10 protein-coding genes and 1 pseudogene are annotated in these 19,427 nt (G+C 72.4%); 6 read left to right on the top strand and 5 right to left on the bottom strand.

The genetic code is table 11. The features are described from left to right. Positions 1 to 302, top strand: a pseudogene (locus Ade02nite_RS23105) (hypothetical protein); the annotation flags it as partial. Between the two features lie 216 nt (positions 303 to 518). Here Ade02nite_RS23105 and Ade02nite_RS23110 read toward each other — a convergent pair. Continuing rightward, the gene (locus tag Ade02nite_RS23110) at positions 519 to 899 is read right to left on the bottom strand and encodes a hypothetical protein (RefSeq protein WP_203767472.1); all 381 of its coding nucleotides are present in this window, start codon (positions 897 to 899) and stop codon (positions 519 to 521) included. A gap of 195 nt (positions 900 to 1,094) precedes the next feature. Here Ade02nite_RS23110 and Ade02nite_RS23115 point away from each other — a divergent pair, with 195 nt between their 5' ends. The 3 genes from Ade02nite_RS23115 (at position 1,095) to Ade02nite_RS23125 (ending at position 3,045) form a co-directional block, all read left to right on the top strand. Then, positions 1,095 to 1,871: an SGNH/GDSL hydrolase family protein gene (locus Ade02nite_RS23115; protein WP_203767475.1), complete on the top strand. Its 777-nt coding sequence runs from the start codon at positions 1,095 to 1,097 to the stop codon at positions 1,869 to 1,871. 69 nt (positions 1,872 to 1,940) lie between these two features. Beyond that, positions 1,941 to 2,246, top strand: a complete 306-nt coding sequence (locus Ade02nite_RS23120) for a PLDc N-terminal domain-containing protein (RefSeq protein WP_203767478.1) — start codon at positions 1,941 to 1,943, stop codon at positions 2,244 to 2,246. Positions 2,247 to 2,283: 37 nt separating this feature from the next. Beyond that, complete coding sequence (locus Ade02nite_RS23125) at positions 2,284 to 3,045, top strand: DUF427 domain-containing protein (RefSeq protein ID WP_239168981.1); 762 nt, start codon at positions 2,284 to 2,286, stop codon at positions 3,043 to 3,045. On the opposite strand, the gene Ade02nite_RS23130 is transcribed toward Ade02nite_RS23125, so the two are convergent. Beyond that, entirely contained in the window at positions 3,029 to 3,988 is a 960-nt protein-coding gene (locus tag Ade02nite_RS23130; protein ID WP_203767481.1) for an SAM-dependent methyltransferase, read from the bottom strand. The two genes, Ade02nite_RS23125 and Ade02nite_RS23130, sit on opposite strands and share 17 nt — an antisense overlap. Positions 3,989 to 4,100: 112 nt before the next feature. Between Ade02nite_RS23130 and Ade02nite_RS23135 the strand changes: the two genes are divergently transcribed. Next, the gene (locus Ade02nite_RS23135) at positions 4,101 to 6,278 is read left to right on the top strand and encodes a carbohydrate-binding protein (protein WP_239168982.1); all 2,178 of its coding nucleotides are present in this window, start codon (positions 4,101 to 4,103) and stop codon (positions 6,276 to 6,278) included. On the opposite strand, the gene Ade02nite_RS23140 is transcribed toward Ade02nite_RS23135, so the two are convergent. Beyond that, positions 6,260 to 6,865: an HAD family hydrolase gene (locus Ade02nite_RS23140; RefSeq protein ID WP_307871226.1), complete on the bottom strand. Its 606-nt coding sequence runs from the start codon at positions 6,863 to 6,865 to the stop codon at positions 6,260 to 6,262. The genes Ade02nite_RS23135 and Ade02nite_RS23140 overlap by 19 nt on opposite strands. A 52-nt stretch (positions 6,866 to 6,917) precedes the next feature. Further along, a complete protein-coding gene (gene tuf, locus Ade02nite_RS23145) occupies positions 6,918 to 8,108 on the bottom strand; it encodes an elongation factor Tu (RefSeq protein WP_203767485.1) in 1,191 nt (396 codons plus the stop codon). Positions 8,109 to 8,577: 469 nt separating this feature from the next. Between tuf and Ade02nite_RS23150 the strand changes: the two genes are divergently transcribed. Continuing rightward, a complete protein-coding gene (locus Ade02nite_RS23150) occupies positions 8,578 to 17,328 on the top strand; it encodes a pectinesterase family protein (RefSeq protein ID WP_203767487.1) in 8,751 nt (2,916 codons plus the stop codon). Between the two features lie 12 nt (positions 17,329 to 17,340). On the opposite strand, the gene Ade02nite_RS23155 is transcribed toward Ade02nite_RS23150, so the two are convergent. Next, on the bottom strand, positions 17,341 to 19,341 hold the full coding sequence (locus Ade02nite_RS23155) for a serine/threonine-protein kinase (RefSeq protein ID WP_239168983.1): 2,001 nt from the start codon (positions 19,339 to 19,341) through the stop codon (positions 17,341 to 17,343). Between the last annotated feature and the right edge of the window lie 86 nt (positions 19,342 to 19,427).

Here is a 19,427-nt window from a genome sequence, read left to right on the forward strand (position 1 = left end):
AAGCCCCGCCGTCCGACGGACGCCCACCGGCCCAAGCCCCGCCGTCCGACGGACGCCCACCGGCCCAGGCCGTCGCATCCGCCGGGTCGGCCCCGTCAGCGCAAGCGACGCCGGAAGATGTCGCCCCCGAACCACCCGCACCCGTCGTCTCCGCGCCCCCGGTCCCCCTCGACCCGGCCGTGCGCGAGCAGATCGACATGGTGGCCCACGCCCTCGCCGAAACCCTGCTGGCCAACCTCACACCCGAGCTGTGGCCGGTCGCCCTCGACCGCTTGATCGAGCTGATCAGCCCGGACCCTTGAACCGGCGAGGCCGCCGATGAGCCCGGACCCCTGAACCGGCGAGGCCGCCGATCAGACCGCGCCGCCCGAGGAGCAAACCGGCTCCAAAGAGAGCGCCACAGAGCCCTCCCATCACAGAGCCCGCCCACCACTGGGGGAGCCCCCGCTGGTCATTATCCCGGAATTGGGCGTGGTGCTGTGGCGGCCCTGTGGATAACCGCTGTTGTGGAGAGCGCGTCAGCCCCGAAACCCGCTCCGCAGGCGCTGGGCGAGGGAGCCGGGTGGGCGCGGCACGGTGGCCCGCTGGGTGGCGGCGGCGGGGCGGGAACGCCCGACCGGGCGGTCGTAGTCCGCGGTGGCGATGGCTTCGACGATCTGGCCGTCGCCGTAGTTTTCCGACTCGGGGATGGAGGCCACGAAGCCGACCAGGATGCCGTTGCGCATGATCTGGGCCTCGAGGCCGGCGGTGCCGTCGTTGTCCCAGATGGCCTCGCGGCCGTCGGGGAGGACGACCCTGATGCCGTATTGCGTGATGCCCGCCTGCGGCAGCTTCACATGGGCGAAGACATTGCGCGCGCGTAGCGTGTCGACGATCCGTCGTGCCCGTTCTTCTTCCATGTGAAGAAGCTAGTGCCGCCGACTGGACACAGCCTGAAGATCGCCTGTGGTGGCCGTGTGAATCCGCCAAGCAGGGTAAAACGCTACTCCGGCGTAGTAAGAAAATCGATGCGTTTCATTTCTCGGTGCGGCGTCCTACGGTGCGGTGACCGGAGCGCTTCGGCTTCCTCTCCCCCACGGACCGGAGGCCACCCCATGAGCAGGCGGTTGTTCGTCCTTGCCACCTCCACCCTGCTGTTGATCATCGGCGCCGCGAGCCCCGCGACGGCTGCCGAGGAGACCACCGACTATGTCGCGCTCGGCGACTCCTATTCCTCCGGCGTCGGCGCGCCCGCCCAGAGCGGCACGTGCCTGCGCAGCCCGTACGGTTATCCGGCGCTCTGGGCGGCCCGGAACGATCCCCAGTCGTTCACCGATCTCAGCTGCGGCGGCGCGGTCACCGGCGACGTGATCGGCACCCAGGCCCCGGCGATCCCGGCCGGCGCCGACCTGATCAGCATCACGATCGGCGGCAACGACGCGGGCTTCGCGCCGACCGTGATCGGCTGCCAGCTCTCCAGCGACGCGGCGTGCGTCCGGACGGTGGCCGAGGCGCGCGCCGAGATCACCGCCACGCTCGGGGCGAAGCTCGACGCCACGTACGCGGCGATCAGGGCGAAGGCGCCGTCGGCGCGGGTGGTCGTGCTCGGCTATCCGCTGCTGTTCGACACCTCGTCGGCCTCCTGCGGGCTCGCCGGGATGAGCCTGACCAAGCGCCGCGCGCTCAACGACGGCGCGCAGACGCTCAACGCGCTGATCCAGCAGCGCGCCCAGGCGGCCGGTTTCGTCTGGTCGGACGTGCGGGACGAGTTCGCCGGGCACGGCATCTGCTCGTCGAGCCCGTACCTGAACGGCCTCACGATCCTGCCGCCGCAGAACTCCTTCCACCCCAACGCCAACGGCTACCGATACGGCTACCTGCCGGCCCTCTGACGGACGAGCAACGCGAGCGCACCCGGCCGGGACCCGCACCCGAGGTCCCGGCCGGTCACCCTGGTCGGCATGGCTCACGTGTACGCGTTCCTGCTGCTCCTCGACGTCGCCCTGGTGGCCTGCGCCCTGATCGACTGCTGGAACGCCGACGAGGACGCCATCCACGTCGCTCCCCGGGGCGCGTGGACCTTCGCGATCCTGTTCGTCTCGCCGTTCGCAGCGATCGCGTGGTTCGTCAAGGGACGTCCCCTTCCTCCGGTACGCCTTCGTGAGCGCCCGGTCATGCTCGCCCCCGACGACAACCCCGAGTTCCTGGCCACGCTGGCCGCGACGTTGAGGACGAGCCGCGAGGAGAAGGCGACCGGGGAAGAGTGACGAGGGCTGAACCTCGCCCCGCGGGTTAGCGTTGGCCATGGGTATGACGAACGACTATCCGCGGGAGATCGCCGCGGTCAACCAGATGGAGCCCTCGCCTCGGCGGGTGCGTGCCGTGCTCAACGGCCGGACGATCGTCGACACCACGCGGGCCGTCTACCTGTGGGAGATCTCCGCCTTCCCGCAGTACTACATCCCGATCGAGGACGTCGCCGCCGATGCGCTCGTCGACGAGGAGCACGAGCAGCATCTGAGCCGCGGGCGCGCCCGGCGGCTGGGCCTGCGGGTCGGCGACGAGCACCGCAAGGCCGCCGCCCGGCACTACGTCGAGAGCAAGCTGCCCGGCCTGGAGGGGCTGGTGCGCTTCGAGTGGGACGCCGTGGACGCCTGGTTCGAGGAGGACGAGCAGATCTTCGGCCACCCGCGCAACCCGTACCACCGGGTGGATGCGCTGCGCTCGACCCGGCTCGTGCGGGTGGAGTTGGACGGGCTGGTGCTGGCCGAGTCGCGGTCGCCGGTGCTGCTGTTCGAGACCGGCCTGCCGACGCGCTACTACCTGGACCGCACGGCGGTGAACATCGGGGCGCTGACCCACTCGGAGACCCGCACGCACTGCCCGTACAAGGGCCACACGAGCGACTATTGGAACGTCGGCGACCAGCGGGATCTGGCCTGGTCGTACGGTCAGCCGTACCCGGCGGTGGCCGCGATCGCCGGCCTGGTCGCCTTCTACAACGAAAAGGTGGACACCTTTGTGGACGGCCGGTTGCTGGAGCGGCCGGTCACGTCGTTCTCGTAGCCGTGACGTGGTGCGGGCTGCGCCAGACGGTCGCGCCGTTCACGGTGATCTCGTAGTCGGGGTGGACGCCGTCGTCGCTGGTCCGCCGGCTCAGCCCGACGCGCACCGGCCCGCGTAGCGCCACCGGCACATAGACCGGGGCCCACGCGCGTGTCCCGCCGTCGAGCGCGTCCACCTCGCGCCCGTGCGACGCGGCCGCGACCCGGCTCCACAGCAGCAGCCCGGTCGCGGTCTCCAGATCAAGGCCGGCTTCGCTGTACGCGTCGGAGCACGGCATCGGGGACCGGCTGTCGAAGAGGTCGGACTCGATGACGGCCGGCTCGCTGACGAGCGCCGCCCCGGCCGGCCCGCCGAGGCACAGCCGCAAATCGATCGGCCCGGCCACCGCGCGGATGCGCTCGGCGAGCGGCCGGTGCTCCGGGGCGAACGACGGCGTGCCGACGTCGACGGCCGCGATCATCGTGCGGGCCCGGAAGGGGATCCACACGCAGTCCGGCGCGCAGAGCCGCGCCCGGCAGTCGTTCAGGACCGGGATCGCGCCCTCGGCCGACGAGATGTTCCCGACGATCTCCGAGACGCAGACCTGGGCCGGTACGGGCAGGGTGACCGCGGCGGCGAGCCCTTCCACCACGGTGACGCGCCCGCCGAACGACGACACGGCTCGCCGAGCGGCCGCCGCCGCACCGGGCGAGGCATCGATCGCATACACGTGCGCGGCCCCGGCCCGAGCCGCCTCGACCGCCCACAGCGCGTCCCGCCCGGTGCCGACGTCGAGCACCACCCGCCCCGGCGCGGCTTCGCGCAGGGCCGCGACGTAGGCCCGCCGCCGATCATCCACCGCGGCAAGACCGTCATACACCCCGTCGTCGTAGACCGGATATTCACCCATCGACGGAAAGAGCACGAACGACCGGGCGACGTCCGGGTTCTTGGTCACGCGCACCCGACAAGCATGCGGCAGGTTCCGGATTTCCGAAGTGTTGCGCGTTAGTTAAAGACCTTAATAAACTCCGCCCGGATAGACGGATGACCATCTGTCGATGCAGGGAGGCTCGGTGAACCGAACGGTGACCGCGGCGCTGGCCGTCGCGATGACCCTGGCGGTGGCGCCACCGGCGACGGCCGGCGGCAAGCACGGGGTGCGCGTGACGGGCACCTACTCGACCGGGGCGGCGCATCGGTGGGAGCCGCTGCCGGGCGCACAGCAGGGCAGGACGGCCGACGCCACCGTGGTGATCGACCCTTCGCAGGAGCGGCAGCGCTACGCCGGCATCGGCTTCTCGATCGACGAGACCAGCGTCTCCAACCTGTGGAAGCTCACCCCCGCCGAGCGCGAGCGCACGATCCGGCTGCTCGCCGACCCGCGCACCGGCGCCGGCTTCGACCGGTTCCGGCTGACCATCGGCAGCCCGGACCTCATCGAGCATCTGCCCTTCTGGTCGTACGACGAGCTGCCCGCGGGCGTGACCAGCGACTTCGACCTGAAGTACTTCTCCCTCCAGCGCGACGTCGACCTGCACATGATCGACACGATCAAGCTGATCCAGAAGTACAACCCGGCCGCCACGTTCTTCGCCTCGGCGTGGAGCGCGCCCGCCTGGATGAAGACGAACAACCGCTTCACCGGCGAGGTCGCCCTCAAACCGGGCAGCACCACCGAGCACTACCAGGTGGGCAAGCTGCGCGACGACTGCATCGACGTGTTCGCCCGCTATTACGTCAAGTACATCCAGTCAATGCGTCACCATGGGATCACCATTGACGCGATCACGATGCTCAACGAGCCGGGCATGGACGTGGTCTATCCCGCCATGGACATCAGCGTCGAGCAGCAGCAGAGGCTCGCCGTCGCCATCAAGCGCGAGTTCGCCAGGGCCCGCCTGTCGACCAAGCTCTACGTCCACGACTTCAACTTCTGGGACTGGCGCGACCCGAACAGCACGGCCACCAAGAACTACTACCGGATCTTCAACGACCCGGCGACGCGGCAGGCGGCCGACGCCATCGCCTTCCACCCCTACTGGGGCGACCCGGCGGTCATGCGCGACGCGTACCAGGAGTTCAGGAAGCCGGTCCACATGACCGAGACCAGCGATCTCAACCCGGCGACCGTGCTGAGCTACTTCCGGCTCGACGCGAGCAGCTACACCCTCTGGGCGCAGGCCACCGACCAGACCGGCGGCACGCTGCACTGGACGGACAAGCGCGACAACAATGTCGACTGGGAGGAGATCGGCCGCACCACCAAGTGGCCCGACCGCCTCGTCAAGGTCAACACCGAGACCAGGACGGCTTCGGTACGCGACGAGCTCTACCCGCTGGGGCAGTTCGCGCGCTACCTGTCGCCCCGGGACGTGCGCGTCGAGTCGAGCGCGCCGGCCGCCGGCGTCAGCAACGTCGTCTACCGCGACGGCGACAGGTTCACCGCGATCCTGGCCAACGGCAACACCACCGAGTCGGCCGTCCGCCTGGTGCTCGGCGACCAGGACTTCGTCGTCACCGTGCCCGCGGGTGCGTACGCCACGTACCGCTGGCATGCCGACGTCCCGAGCGGCCACCGCAACCACGCGCCGGTCCTGCGGGACGTGCCCGCGCTGACCGCCGACCAGTACGCGACGACCCTGTTCCGCCTGTCGGCGGCCGACCGGGACCGCGACCGGCTCGCCTTCTACGCCACCGACCTGCCCGCCGGCGTGTCCCTCGACGCGGCGACCGGCGTGGTGACGCTCAAGCCGACCGTCGCCGGGTCGCTGCGGCTGACGGTCCACGTGACCGACGGCGCCGCCCGCGACACCGTGACGATCCCGGTCACCGTCGTGCCGCGCGGCGCCCCGATCGGCGCACGCGTCGAGGCCGAGTCGTACACCGCGCAGAACGGCTGGACCGAGGGCGGCGCGAACTTCGTCGAGAGCAACGCCTCGGCCAGCGGCGGCAAGAACATCGGCTGGACCGCGCCGGGCAACTGGCTCCGCTACCGCGTCGACGTGGCGCGGGCCGGCACGTACGACCTGGAGCTCCGCGTCGCCAACGGCACCGGCGCCCCGGCCACCGACGCCATCTCGTTCCGCGACGCCGGCGGCACCGAGCTGGCCACCGTCTCGGTGCCGGCGACCGGCGGCTGGGGCACGTACCAGTCGGTGCACGTGCCCGTGACCCTCGCCGCCGGCGACCAGCTGGTCACCGTCTACTGCGAGACGGGCGGCTTCAACCTGGATTACCTGCTGCTCAGCTGACCGCGCTGCCAGGGTGGCGGCACTCGCACCGCCGCCATCCCGGCCGCCGCGGCCGCCTGTAGGCCCAGCTCGGCGTCCTCGAAGACCACGCAGCGCTCGGGCGCGACGCCGAGCAGCGTGGCGGCGGTCAGGAAGCACTCCGGGTCGGGCTTGCCGTTCAGGTACTCGCCGGCGCAGACCATCACGTCGAACCGGTCGAGCAGCCCCAGCGTGGTGAGCGAGGCCGTCACCGACTCGCGGCTGCTGCCCGACACCACGGCGAAGGGCACCGTGCCGTACGCCGCCTCGATGTGCTCGACCACCTCGGGCACCGCCGCGACGGTCGGCAGCAGTTCCTGGAAGACCTGCTCGCGGCGCTCGTTCACCACGTCGACCGGCATCGCCAGCCCCTGCCGCGCGTTGAGCTCCTGGATCACCGCGACCGGCGTGCGGCCGCCCCAGGCATAGAAGAGCTCCTCGGGGAAGTCGGCTCCCCACTCCCCGAGCGCCTGCTGCCAAGCCTTGTAGTGAATCGGCATCGAGTCGGCGATGGTGCCGTCACAGTCGAACAGGTACGCGTCGAACTCGCCCTCGGGCAGCGGCAACATCACCCGGCAAGGGTAGACGGCCCCGGCCTTTCCCAGGCCGGGGCCGCAAACCTCAGTCGAGCAGGGCCGTCACGGTGCCGGCGGCGACCGTGCGGTTGCCCTCGCGCACCGCGAAGCCGAGGCCCTCCTCGAGCGCGACCGGCTTGCCGAGCGTCACCGTGACCTTGTCCAGCGTGTCGCCGGGCATCACCAGGTCACGGTCGCCCAGGTCGAGACCGCCGGACACGTCGGTGGTGTGGAAGTAGAACTGCGGCCGGTAGTTCGTCTCGAACGGCGTGTGCCGGCCACCCTCCTGTTTCGTCAGCGCGTACATGCGGGCCTCGAAGACCCGGTGCGGGGTCACCGAGCCGACGGCCGCGACCACCTGGCCCCGCTGCACCTGCTCGCGCTTGATGCCGCGGAGCAGGATCGCCGCGTTGTCACCGGCCTGCGCCGACTCCAGCGACTTGCCGAACGTCTCGAGCCCCGTGGCCACGCTCGCGATCGTCGGGCCGAGCCCCACGATCTCGACCGGCTCGCCGGCGCGCAGCGTGCCGCGCTCCACCTTGCCGGTGACCACGGTGCCGCGGCCGCTGATGGTGAGCACGTTCTCGATCGGCATCAGGAACGGCTCGCCGAGCTCGCGCGGCGGCACCGGCACGTAGTCGTCGACCGCGTCGAGCAGGTCGCCGATCGACCGCACCCACCGCGGGTCGCCCTCGAGCGCCTTGAGCGCGCTCACCCGGACCACGGGCACCTCGTCGCCGGGGAACCCGTACTCGCTGAGCAGCTCCCGCACCTCGAGCTCGACCAGGTCGAGCAGCTCGGGGTCGTCGACGGCGTCGCTCTTGTTGAGCGCCACCACCAGGTACGGCACGCCGACCCGCTGGGCGAGCAGCACGTGCTCGCGGGTCTGCGGCATCGAGCCGTCCTGGGCGCTCACCACGAGGATGGCCCCGTCCACCTGCGCCGCCCCCGTGATCATGTTCTTCACGTAGTCGGCGTGGCCGGGCATGTCGACGTGCGCGTAGTGCCGGCTGGGCGTCTCGTACTCGACGTGCGCGATGGTGATGGTGATGCCGCGGGCGGCCTCCTCCGGGGCCTTGTCGATGCCCTCGAACGCCACGTACCGGTTGGTTGCCGGGTCGCGGTCGGCGAGGACCTTCGTGATCGCGGCGGTCAGGGTCGTCTTGCCGTGGTCGACGTGACCCATCGTGCCGATGTTGACGTGCGGCTTCGTACGGATGAACTGGCTCTTCGCCATGGTGTCTTCCTCACTGGATGCGAGGCATGAAGGGGACGCGCGCCCGGATTGCCAGGCTGGGCGCGCCAGAACCGCGCAGGAGCGAACCACCCTTCCCCTGCGGTTCTGCTGCTGGCGGGGAAGGGTCAGATTCGGGTATCGGCGCCCGGGAAGGAACGCACGCGCGCGGGAGCCACCGAAGGCAGCTGCGGACCGGGCGCGTACATGCGGATCACGGTAGGCGGAAACGCGCCGGGCCGCGATCGAATTCCCGGGCACATCCCCGTCCGTTTGTCCATCGGCCGGGACGGTGACGGCGTGCCTCGGCCCGCTCGACTTGTTGATCATCTTGGCGACTCTGAGTGACGGACGGCCGCGTTTGGCCGTCCTGACCTCCATATTCGCGCTCCCGGCATCACTGACAGTCATTCCGGGAGTGATCATCGGATTCCCGCCTCCGGCGCGCACGTCCCTGACAGAAGAGAGCTCCATGTCGCACCACCCCGCGCGGTCGTTCCGATCGGCCGCCATCGTCGCCCTGCTCACCGTCGCCGGTACGGGTGGCGTGGGGCTCACCGCGGCATCGGCTGCCACCGACACCACGCCCCCCGGCGTCCCGGGCAGCCTGAAGACCGCGTACTACGGTCAGGTCGGCGTGTCCCTCAGCTGGGGCAAGGTGTCCGCCTCGGACACCGCGGGCTACCGCGTCTACCGGTCGACCGCCAAGACCATCGTGCCCGCCACCGACCTGCTCGCCGGCACGACGTCCGCGCTGACCTTCACCGACACCACGGCCGCCGCGGGCAAGACGTACTACTACGCGGTCGCCGCCGCCGATCAGAGCGGCAACGTGTCCAAGCCGTCGAGCACGGTCACCGTCAAGACCGTCGACACCGGAGCGCCGGACAAGCCGGGTGGCCTGAAGCTGTCGGCGACCTCCGCCGGTGTGTCGGTGAGCTGGAGCGCGGTCGGCGCCGTGCCGGACTTCGCGGGCTACGTGGTGTCCCGCTCCTCGTCGTCGGGCGGCACCTACAGCCAGCTCACGGCGAGCCCGTACACCGCCACGTCGTACCTCGACTCGGCCGCCCCGGCCGGCAGCACCTCGTACTACCGGGTCACCGCGGTGGACCGCACCGGCAACTCCTCGTCCGCGGCGACCGGCTCGGCGGCCCGGCCGGCGAGCGCCGCCACCCCTCCCCCCGCCCCCACCGGTTTCAAGGCGACGGCGTCGTCGGCCGGCGGCGCGACGCTGACCTGGACCGCAGGCTCGGGTGCCACCACCTCCGGATACGTCGTCGCCCGGGCCACCGCGGCGGCCGGGCCCTTCGTGACCCTCACCGCGGCCCCGGTCACCGGGACCAGCTACACCGACGCGACCGCCCCGGCCGGAGCGACGGCGTACTACCGGCTCACCGCGGTCAACGCGGCCGGCTCCTCGGCGCCGGTCTCGGCCTCCGTCGCGATCCCGAAGGACACCACGCCCCCGGCGAAACCGGGCAGCCTCAAGGTCACCGCCGCCACCGGCGGCATCACCCTGAGCTGGTCGGCCGTGACAGCGGCCGACCTGAGCGGCTACCTGGTCTACCGGGCGGCCTCGTCCAGCGGCGCCTACGGCCTGCTGACGCCGAGCCCGCTGACCGCGACGACCTACACCGACCCGGCCGCACCCTCCGGCGCGCCGTCCTTCTACCGGGTCACCGCGGTCGACACCAGCGGCAACGCCTCTTCGCCGGCGACCGGATCGGCCACCCGGCCGGTCGACACCACGGCGGTGCCACCCACCCCGGCCGGCTTCAAGGCGGTCGCCGGCAGCACCGGCGGCGTCGTGCTGACCTGGACCGCGAACGCCACGACAACCACGACCGGCTACGTCGTCGCGCGGGCGTCCGCCGCCTCGGGCCCGTTCACCACCCTGACCGGTGCGCCGATCACCGGCACCACGCTGACCGACGCCACCGCGCCGGCCGGGGCGACGTCGTACTACCGGCTCGCCGCGGTCAACGCGGCCGGCTCCTCCGCGCCCGCCACGGCCTCCGTCACGCTGCCCGTCGACACGAAGGCGCCGGCCGCGCCCTCGTCCGCCAAGGCCACCGTCGCCGCCGTCGGCATGACGGTGACGTGGGCCGCCAACAAGGAGACCGACCTCGCCGGCTACACCGTGCAGAAGCGCAACGGTGACGAGGTCTACGTCCCCTACCTGCCGGCCGCGGGCGCCTCGTTCACCGCCACCACGTTCACCGACCCCACGATCACCGAGGGGACCCGGGCCTACTTCCGGATCCGCGCCGTCGACACCTCCGGCAACGTCTCCTCCTACTCGTCGATCACCGCGGCCAACCCGATGGTGAAGCCGGCCGCGCCCACCGGCCTGAAGGCGGCTCCCAGCACGGACCACGGCATCACCCTCACCTGGGCCGCCAACAAGGAGACCGACCTCGCCGGCTACAACATCACCCGCGCGTCGAGCAGCAGCGGCAGCTACGTCCTGATCGGCACGCTCCCCGCGGCCAAGGCCGGCGCGGCGCCCACCTTCACCGACACCAGCGCCCCCAGGGGCATCGCGCAGTACTACAAGCTGATCGCACTGGACCTGGTCGGCAACGTCTCCGCCGCGTCGAGCGCCGCCTCGGCCACCTCGGTCACCGACCCCGTCGCGCTGCCCATCGACTACGTCAACCTCCGCGTCGCCGCGGACGGCGCCAACGGCGCCTACCCGACGGTGACGGCGGCGCTGGCGTCGATCCCGGCCACCAACCTGCAGCCGACGATGATCACCATCGCGCCCGGCACGTACCACGAGACCTTCGAGATCACGTCACCGAACGTGGTGCTGGCCGGCGCCACCGGCGACCCGGCCGACGTCGTGATCGCCGACGACAAGGCCTCCGGCACGCCCGACCCGGCCGGCGGCACCTACGGGACCGCGGACAGCGCGACCGTGTTCGTCTCCGCCAAGAACGTGACTCTGCGCAACCTGACCGTGGCCAACACGTTCGACGAGAAGGCCCACCCCGAGATCACCAACCAGCAGGCCGTCGCGCTGCGCGTCGAGGGCGACCGGTTCACCGGCGACCACATCCGGCTGATCGGCAACCAGGACACGCTGCTGGCCGACACGCCCAAGCCGACGACCCGCTCCCGGCAGTACTACGTCAACAGCTACATCGAGGGCGACGTCGACTACATCTTCGGCGCGGCCGACGCCGTGTTCGACCGGGTGACCCTGCGCTCCCTCGACCGCGGCAAGTCCGACAACGGCGCGATCACCGCGGCCAGCACCGACACGGGAAGCAAGTACGGCTTCCTGATCATCAACAGCAAGGTCACCAGCGCCGCGCCGGCCGGCACCGTCCACCTGGGCCGGCCCTGGCACCCGAGCGCCGACCCGGACGCGATCGGCTCGGTGAACGTCGTCAACACCTGGCTGCCGGCCGCCATCGCGACCGACGCGCCGTGGGAGGACATGGCGACCGCGAACTCCAGCGGCGTCAAGGTCAACTTCCGGTGGCAGGACGCCCGCTTCGCCGAGTACGCCAACATCGGCCCCGGCGCGACGCTGAACGCCAACCGGCCGCAGCTCACCGCCTCGCAGGCCGCCAACGCCACGCCGGCCAAGTACCTCGCCGGCAGCGACGGCTGGAGCCCGATGCTGCCCGCGACCACCACCGCGCCGGCCTCGCCGACCGGTCTGACCGCCGCCGCCGACACCCGGGTCGTCCACCTCACCTGGAACGACGACACCTCCGCCGACGTCATCGGCTGGAACGTCTACCGGGCGGACGCCGGCACCGGCGCGCTGACGAAGATCGCCGGCGTGGTCTCGCCCACCTTCAGCGACACCACCGTGGCCAACGGCCAGAGCTACTCGTACGCCGTCACCGCGGTCTCCCGCGGCGGCGCCGAGTCGCCGGCCACCATCGGCGCGACGATCAAGGTCGAGCCCGCTCCGCTGGTCGCCGACCTCACCGTCGACCCGGCGGCCACCCCCGACGGGACCACCGTGTTCACCACGATCGGCGCCGCGCTGGCCGCCGCGCCGGCCGGCACCGCGACCGACCCGACCGTCATCTCGGTGGCCAAGGGCACGTACGACGAGTACCTCACGCTCGCCAAGCCGTACGTCATCGTCGTCGGCGCCACCGGCGCCGCCACCGACGTCGTCATCAACGGCAACCGGGCCGCCGGCACCCCGATCCCCGGCGCCGCGCCCAACCCCGACGGCACCGCCGCCACCTACGGCACGTCCGGCAGCGCCACCGTGGTCGTCACCGGCAACTCGGTGCAGATGCGCGACCTGACCATCCAGAACTCGTACAAGGAAGGCACCTACGCCAACGGGCAGGCGGTGGCCCTGCGCACGGTCGGCGACAAGCTCGTCTTCGACAACGTGCGGCTGCTGGGCAACCAGGACACCCTCTACGCCAACTCGCCGGGCACCACCGTCGCGTCCCGCGTCTACTTCCACGACGCCTGGATCGAGGGTGACGTCGACTTCCTCTTCGGCCGGGCCACCGCGGTCTTCGACCACAGCACGCTCAAGGCGCTCGACCACGCCACCTCCCCGAACGGGGCGGTGAGCGCGGCCAGCACCGACATCAGCCAGAAGTACGGCTTCCTGATCACCGGCAGCCGGATCATCGGCAACGCCCCGGACGGCTCGCAGAACCTCGGCCGCCCCTGGCAGCCGGGCAAGACCCAGGCCGACGGCACGAGCGTCAAGGACGACAACGCCCGCGGCCAGGTCGTCGTCCGCGACACCTGGCTGGGCCCGGTGGTCAGCACCACCGCCACCTGGACCAACATGACCAACAGCGGCGTGGTCACCGACTGGCGCACCGCCCGGTTCGCCGAGTACGGCAACACCGGCCCCGGCAGCGTCACCACCGTCACGGCCGACCGCCCGCAGCTGACCGCGGAGCAGGCGGAGCAGTACACCGCGACGGCGTACCTGGCCGGCTCGGACGGCTGGAACCCGGTCGCCGACGCCGCGCCGGACACCGCGCCCGCCCCGGTCGCCGGCCTGGTCGCCGGTGGCGGTGACAAGGCCGTCAACCTGACCTGGAACGACAGCCCCGAGAGCGACATCGTCGCCTACCGGGTCTACCGGGCCGATCAGCTGGTGGCCACCGTCACCAAGGCGGCGTACACCGACAAGGCCGTCACCAACGGCACCGCGTACACGTACACCGTCGTCGCGGTCGACGCCGCCGGGAACGCCGCCGCCGCGTCCGTCGCGGTCACCGCCACCCCGAACCCGGTGCCGCTGGTCGCCGACCTGACCGTCGCCGCCGACGGCAGCGGCGACTACACGACACTGCAGGCCGCGGTGAACGCCGCGCCGGCCGGCACCGCCGCCCGGCCGACGGTCATCCTCGTCAAGCCCGGCAGCTACCGGCAGGTGGTCACGGTCGCCAAGCCCTACCTGGTGATCGCCGGCGCCTCCGGCGACGCGCGGGACGTCGTGCTGACCTTCGACAACGCGAACGGCACCCCGGCCGGGCCGGCCACCTGCCCGACCGTCACGACCGCGACCTGCGGCACCTCCGGCAGCTTCACCGTCGCCGTCTCCGGCAGCAACGTCACGGTCCGCGACCTGACGATCGCCAACACGTTCGACTCGGCCGAGCACCCGGAGATCGGCAACTACAACACCCAGGCGGTGGCGCTGCGGGCCACCGGCGACCGGCAGGTCTACCGCAACGTGCGCCTGCTCGGCGTGCAGGACACCCTGCTCGCCGACTCGGCCGGCGCGATCTCGGCCACCGGCGCCGGCTACGCCCGGCAGTACTACTACGACAGCTTCATCGAGGGCAACGTCGACTTCGTCTTCGGCCGGGCCACCGCCGTCTTCGACCGGGTCACCATCCACGCCACCGCGCACAACGGCGGCACCATCTTCGCGCCCAGCACGGCGTCGAAGAACCCGTACGGCTACCTGGTGACCGGCAGCCGGATCGTCAGCGCCAACGACCCCGGCACGTTCTCCCTCGGCCGCCCGTGGCAGGGCTGGGCCGACGGCGCCCAGCCGGACAACTCCCGCGGCCAGCTCACCATCCGCGACACCACGATCAACGACGGCATCGACGCGGCGAAGCCCTGGGCCGACTTCGCCCCGCTGAAGTGGTCCGACGGACGTTTCACCGAGTACCGCAACACCGGCGCCGGCGCGGCCGTCAACGGCAACCGGCCGCAGCTGTCCGACGCCGACGCCGACGCCCGTACGGCCGCGAAGTACCTCGCCGGCACGGACGGGTGGGACCCGGTCGCCGACGCCACCGACGACGTGGCACCCGCGGCCCCGGCCGGCGTGACCGCGCAGAGCGGCGCCGCCCAGGTCTCGCTGAGCTGGGCCGAAAGCACCGAGGCGGACGTGGCCGGCTATGCCGTCTACCGGGCCACGGGCACCGGCGCGGTGCCGGTGGACGCCGCCCACCGGGTCGGCACCGCGCTGCTGACCCGGGCCGGTCTGGTCGACACCGGGCTGACCAACGGCACCGCCTACAGCTACGTGGTGGTCGCCGTCGACGCCGCCGGGCACGTCTCCGCCGCCTCGGCGACGGTGACCGCCACCCCGGCCCTGCGGGTGGACGCGACCGTCCGCGCGGACGGGACCGGCAGCTACCCGACCCTGCAGGCCGCGCTCGACGCCGCCCCCGGCACGCGGGACTGGGTGGTCTCGGTCGGGCCGGGCACCTACGCCGGCCCGGTGACCGTGGCCAAGGCCGGCGTCACCCTCCTCGGCGCGACCGGGGACCCGGCCGACGTCGTCCTCACCAGCGGCACCCCCACCGCCGCCCTGGCCGTCACCGGCTCGGGCGTGACGGTCCGGGACCTGACCGCGCAGAACACCACCGCGTCCGGCGCCGCCCCGGCGGTGTCCATGACCGGCGACAAGGTGCTGCTGGAGCACGTCGCGCTCAAGGGCAACAACCGCACGGTCTTCGCCGACACGTCCACCTACACGGCCGCGGCCCGGCAGATGATCGACAACTCGGTCATCGAGGGCACCAGCGACATCGTCCTGGGCCGGGCCACCCTGGTGATCAACAAGACCACCATCACGGTCAAGGCCGGCGGCGGCACCGTGCTCACGCCGAGCACCGCGAGCACGTTCGCGGGCATGCTGCTGATCAACAGCACCGTGGTGACCCCGGCCGGGGTGACCGGCGTGCAGCTCGGCCGCCCCTACCGGGCCTGGGGCGACCAGTACACCCCCAACTCGGTGGGCCAGGCCGTCGTCCGGGACACCGCCCTCGGCGCGGGCCTCAACGCCGCGAAGCCGTGGGGCACCGGGCCGGCCGGTGAGCCGTGGACCCTGGGCCGGCTGGCCGAGTACGCCAACACCGGTGACGGCGCCGCGGTCAACGACAACCGTCCGCAGCTCAGCCCGGCCGGCTCGGTGACCGTGACGGTCGGCGACTGGCTCGGCGCCGGCACCTGGTACCCGGCCGTGCCCGCCCCGGCGGCACCGGCCGACGTCACGGCGCCGGGAACGCCCGGCACGCTCACCGCTGCCCCCGGCGACAAGTCGGTCAACCTGAGCTGGACCGCGCCCGGCGACGCCGACCTCGCCGGCTACCGGCTCTACCGGGCCGCCGGCACCGCGGTCACCCCCGGACCGGCCACCCTGGTCGCGTCCGGGCTCGGCGGCACGTCCCACGCCGACTCCGGGCTGGCCAACGGCACCACCTACACCTATGCGCTGGTCGCCGTCGACACCGCCGGCAACACCTCGGTCGCGGCGACCGTGCGGGCCACCCCGGCCGACAGCGCACCGCCGGCGGTCCCGGCCGGCCTCAAGGCCGGCGCCGGGGACGGCAAGCTGACGCTGACCTGGGCCGCCAACCGGGAGCCCGACCTGGCCGGCTACAACGTGTATCCGGCCGGCGGCGCCACCCCGCTGAACGCCGCCCTGCTCACCGGGACCAGCTACACCGTGACCGGCCTGGACAACGGCACCGCCTACCGCTATCAGGTCACCGCGGTCGACACCGCGGGCAACGAGTCGTCCCTGTCGGCGGCCGTCGAGGGCACGCCGGCGCCCGGCGACAGCATCGCCCCGGCGGTGCCGGGCGGGCTGCGCACCGTCCTCGGCAAGGGCTCGGTGACCGTCACCTGGGCCGCGGTGGGCGACGGCGACCTGGCCGGCTACGACGTCTACCGCTCCGCCGGAGGCGCCCCGGCGAGCCGGATCGCGACCGGCGTCTCCGGCACGTCCTACACGGACACCACGGTCACGGTCGGCACGGCCTACTCGTACACCGTGGTGTCGGCGGACACCGCCGGCAACGCCTCGGACCCGTCCGCGGCGGCGACCGCGACCCCGGTGAAGGCCGACGTCGTGGTGGCCGCCGACGGCTCCGGCGACGCGACCACCGTGGCCGCCGGCCTCGCGCTGCTGGCCGACAACGCCGACTACACCACCCAGGGCTACCGCGTCGTCCTGATCAAGCCGGGCACGTACACCGGCACGGTCACCAGCGGCAACCGCTACGGCGTGACCCTGCTCGGCGCGACGGACGACCCGGCCGACACGGTGCTGACCGCGGGCGGCACCGGGGCCGTGGCCACGGTGACGCTCTCCGGTAACCAGTGGAGCCTGCGCAACCTGACCGTCGCCAACACCAACGGGGCGGCCGCGGCCGGCGCTCAGGCGACGGCACTGCAGGTCAAGAGCGGCGACAAGGACGTGTTCGACAACGTCCGCTTCCTGGGCGACAAGCAGACGCTGCTGCTGAGCACGGCGAACGTGACCACCTTCAGCCGCCTCTACTTCCGCGGGGCGTACATCGAAGGCGGCGCCGACATGGTGCTCGGCCGCGCGGTGGCGGTGTTCGACCGCAGCACCTTCCACGTCCTGTCCCGCCCCGGCGCCAGCCTGACCGACTCGTCGGTCAGCAGCGCCTCGCCGTACGGGTTCCTCATCACCAACAGCACCATCGACACCGACGGGGCGGCCAACTCGATCTACCTCGGCCGGCCCTACAGCACCACCGGGCAGGCGCAGGTGGTGGTGCGGGACTCCGTCCTCGGCGCGGCCGTCAACGTGGCCCAGCCGTGGAACAACTGGGACGCCACCACCACCTGGACCGCCGGGAGGTTCTTCGAGTACCGCAACAGCGGACCGGGCGCGGCGGTCGTCACCGCCGAGACCCGGCCGATGCTCTCCGACGCGGACGCGGCCAACTACACCCCGCAGAAGTACCTCGCCGGCGCCGACGGCTGGAACCCGGCCGGCTGAGCGGACGGCGGCTCACCACTCGAAGGCCGCCCCCTTCGCGGTGTTGGCGAGCGTGCTGCCGTCCCGCTCGTAGCGGTACGAGACGACGACGTTGTAGCTGTGCCCGCGGGCCGGTTGCGCGCCGGCCGGTCCGCAGGTGCGGGTGGCGGCGTTGCCGTCGAAGGTGAGGCCGTCGCAGGTCTTCGGGCCGTCGACCGTGCGGCCGGTGCCGACGTCCTGCAGCGAGACGGTGACGCTGCCGCGGCCTCCGCCGGGAGCGGTCAGCGAGGCCTGGTACCGGATGTCGCGCCCGAGCATCTGGCAGGGCTTGACCGCGACCCCGGTCCGGTTGCGGAAGTCGATGGCGAACGCCTGCCGGCAGTTCCACGGGCCGTACGGCTGGGCCTCGGGTTGCGGTGAGCGGGTCGGTCGCGGTTGCGGCTGGGTCGCGGGCTTCGGGCGTACGGCCGAAGGGCTGGCCGTGACCACGACGGCCGGGAGGCCCGGGCGCACCCGGGGCGCGCTCCCCGCTCGGGCCTGCGCGGTGGCGGCCGCGGGCCGGGGAGCGGACCGGGCGGCCGTCTTGTGCCGCGGCTGCTGCGAGGCGGGCGCCGTGACGATCTGCGGTACGGCGACGGTCTGCGGCTCGCCGTCCGCCCGCCCGATGTTCCACGCCGTGGTGACGACCGCGCTGACGACCATCGCCCCCGCCACCATCGACATCGTGGCCCCGGGCCGCGCCCACCGCCAGTTCGGCACGGCGTTGCGCCGCTGCCCCGGCCGAGGCTGCGGAATGATCGACCGGCCGGGCTTGCCGCGCCCGCCCTCGGGCTGGTCCGTGCCGTCCCCGCGCGCGTCCTCGGGGCCCTCGCCTCTCAAGCCCGGCGCACCCTCACGGCCCGACCCCGGCGCGCCCCCGCGGCCGGAGCCCGGCGCGCCCCCGCGGCGCGACCCCAGCGCGCCCTCACGGCCCGAATCCGGCGCGCCCTCACGGCCCGGCCCCGGCGAACCCTCGCGGCCCAAGCCCGGCGCACCCTCGCGCCACTCTCTTTCCGCCCTCTCGGAGAGGTCCTCCGCATTCCGCCGGATTTTTCCGGATATAGCTGACCGTTCGCCGTGCTGGGGCGTGAGGGCGGGCTCGCCGTCGAGACGGACGGCGAGGTCGGACAGGTCGGCGGCGAGCTCGGGGGCGGTGGGGCGGAGCCGGGGCTTCTGCTCCATGCAGGCCATGATCACGTCCCAGAGCTCGTCCGGGATGCCGGCCCGGCGCTCGGGATTGCCGGCCAGGTGCAGGCGCATGAGCTCGGGGATCGAGTCGCTGCGGTAGGGCGGGTGGCCGCTGACCAGCTCGTAGAGGAGCACGCCGAAGGCGTACACGTCGGTGGCGGGGCTCGCCGTCGCCCCGTGGAAGGCCTCGGGCGACATGTAGTGCGGTGTGCCGAAGACCGAGCTGGGGGTGGTCATGCTCGGGGTGTTGAGGATGCGGGCCACGCCGAAGTCGGTGAGCCGGGTCTCGGGCGGGCCGTCGCCGGTGGCGAGCAGGATGTTGTCCGGCTTGAGGTCGCGGTGCACCACGCCGAGCTCGTGCGCCTCGGCCAGCGCCGCGGCCACCTGCGCGGTCAGCCGGGCCGCCTCGCCGGGCGCGATCGTGCCTTCGGAGCGCAGCAGGTCGCGCAGGTTGCCGCCGGCGACGAGGTCCATCACGAGGCCGAGGGTCTCGCCGACGCTGAACAGGTCGCGCACCCGGACGACGTTGCGGTGCCGCAGCATCCGCAGGATCGTGCGCTCCTGCACGAAGCGGGTGACCAGCTTGGGCTGGCGCAGCAGGCTCTCGTGCAGGAGCTTCACCGCCACCGACTCGCCGGACGTGCGGTCGAGGGCCTCCCACACCGTGCCGGTGGCCCCCTGGCCGATCGGGCGTTGCAGCACGTACGAGCTGCCGACGCACCGCCCGCTCAGGTCCATGGTCGACGTGCCGTCCGCGTCGGCGCGTGCTCCACGGTTCGTCCGGTCCCTCGTGCGATCCTGGGTCACAGCGGTCCTTCCGAGGCTTCGACTTTGCCCCGGAATACTGCTTTTGTCCGGATCGGATGGCAAGCCCAGGCGCCGGAGTTCGCACC

The organism is Paractinoplanes deccanensis, from assembly GCF_016862115.1.
In the GTDB taxonomy this organism is placed as follows: Bacteria; Actinomycetota; Actinomycetes; order Mycobacteriales; family Micromonosporaceae; genus Actinoplanes; species Actinoplanes deccanensis.

Coding starts and splice junctions, on each gene's coding strand:
- Ade02nite_RS23110 (WP_203767472.1), bottom strand. CDS start 899: ATGGAAGAAGAACGGGCACGACGGATCGTCGACACGCTACGCGCGCGC.
- Ade02nite_RS23115 (WP_203767475.1), top strand. CDS start 1,095: ATGAGCAGGCGGTTGTTCGTCCTTGCCACCTCCACCCTGCTGTTGATC.
- Ade02nite_RS23120 (WP_203767478.1), top strand. CDS start 1,941: ATGGCTCACGTGTACGCGTTCCTGCTGCTCCTCGACGTCGCCCTGGTG.
- Ade02nite_RS23125 (WP_239168981.1), top strand. CDS start 2,284: ATGGGTATGACGAACGACTATCCGCGGGAGATCGCCGCGGTCAACCAG.
- Ade02nite_RS23140 (WP_307871226.1), bottom strand. CDS start 6,865: ATGTTGCCGCTGCCCGAGGGCGAGTTCGACGCGTACCTGTTCGACTGT.
- tuf (WP_203767485.1), bottom strand. CDS start 8,108: ATGGCGAAGAGCCAGTTCATCCGTACGAAGCCGCACGTCAACATCGGC.
- Ade02nite_RS23150 (WP_203767487.1), top strand. CDS start 8,578: ATGTCGCACCACCCCGCGCGGTCGTTCCGATCGGCCGCCATCGTCGCC.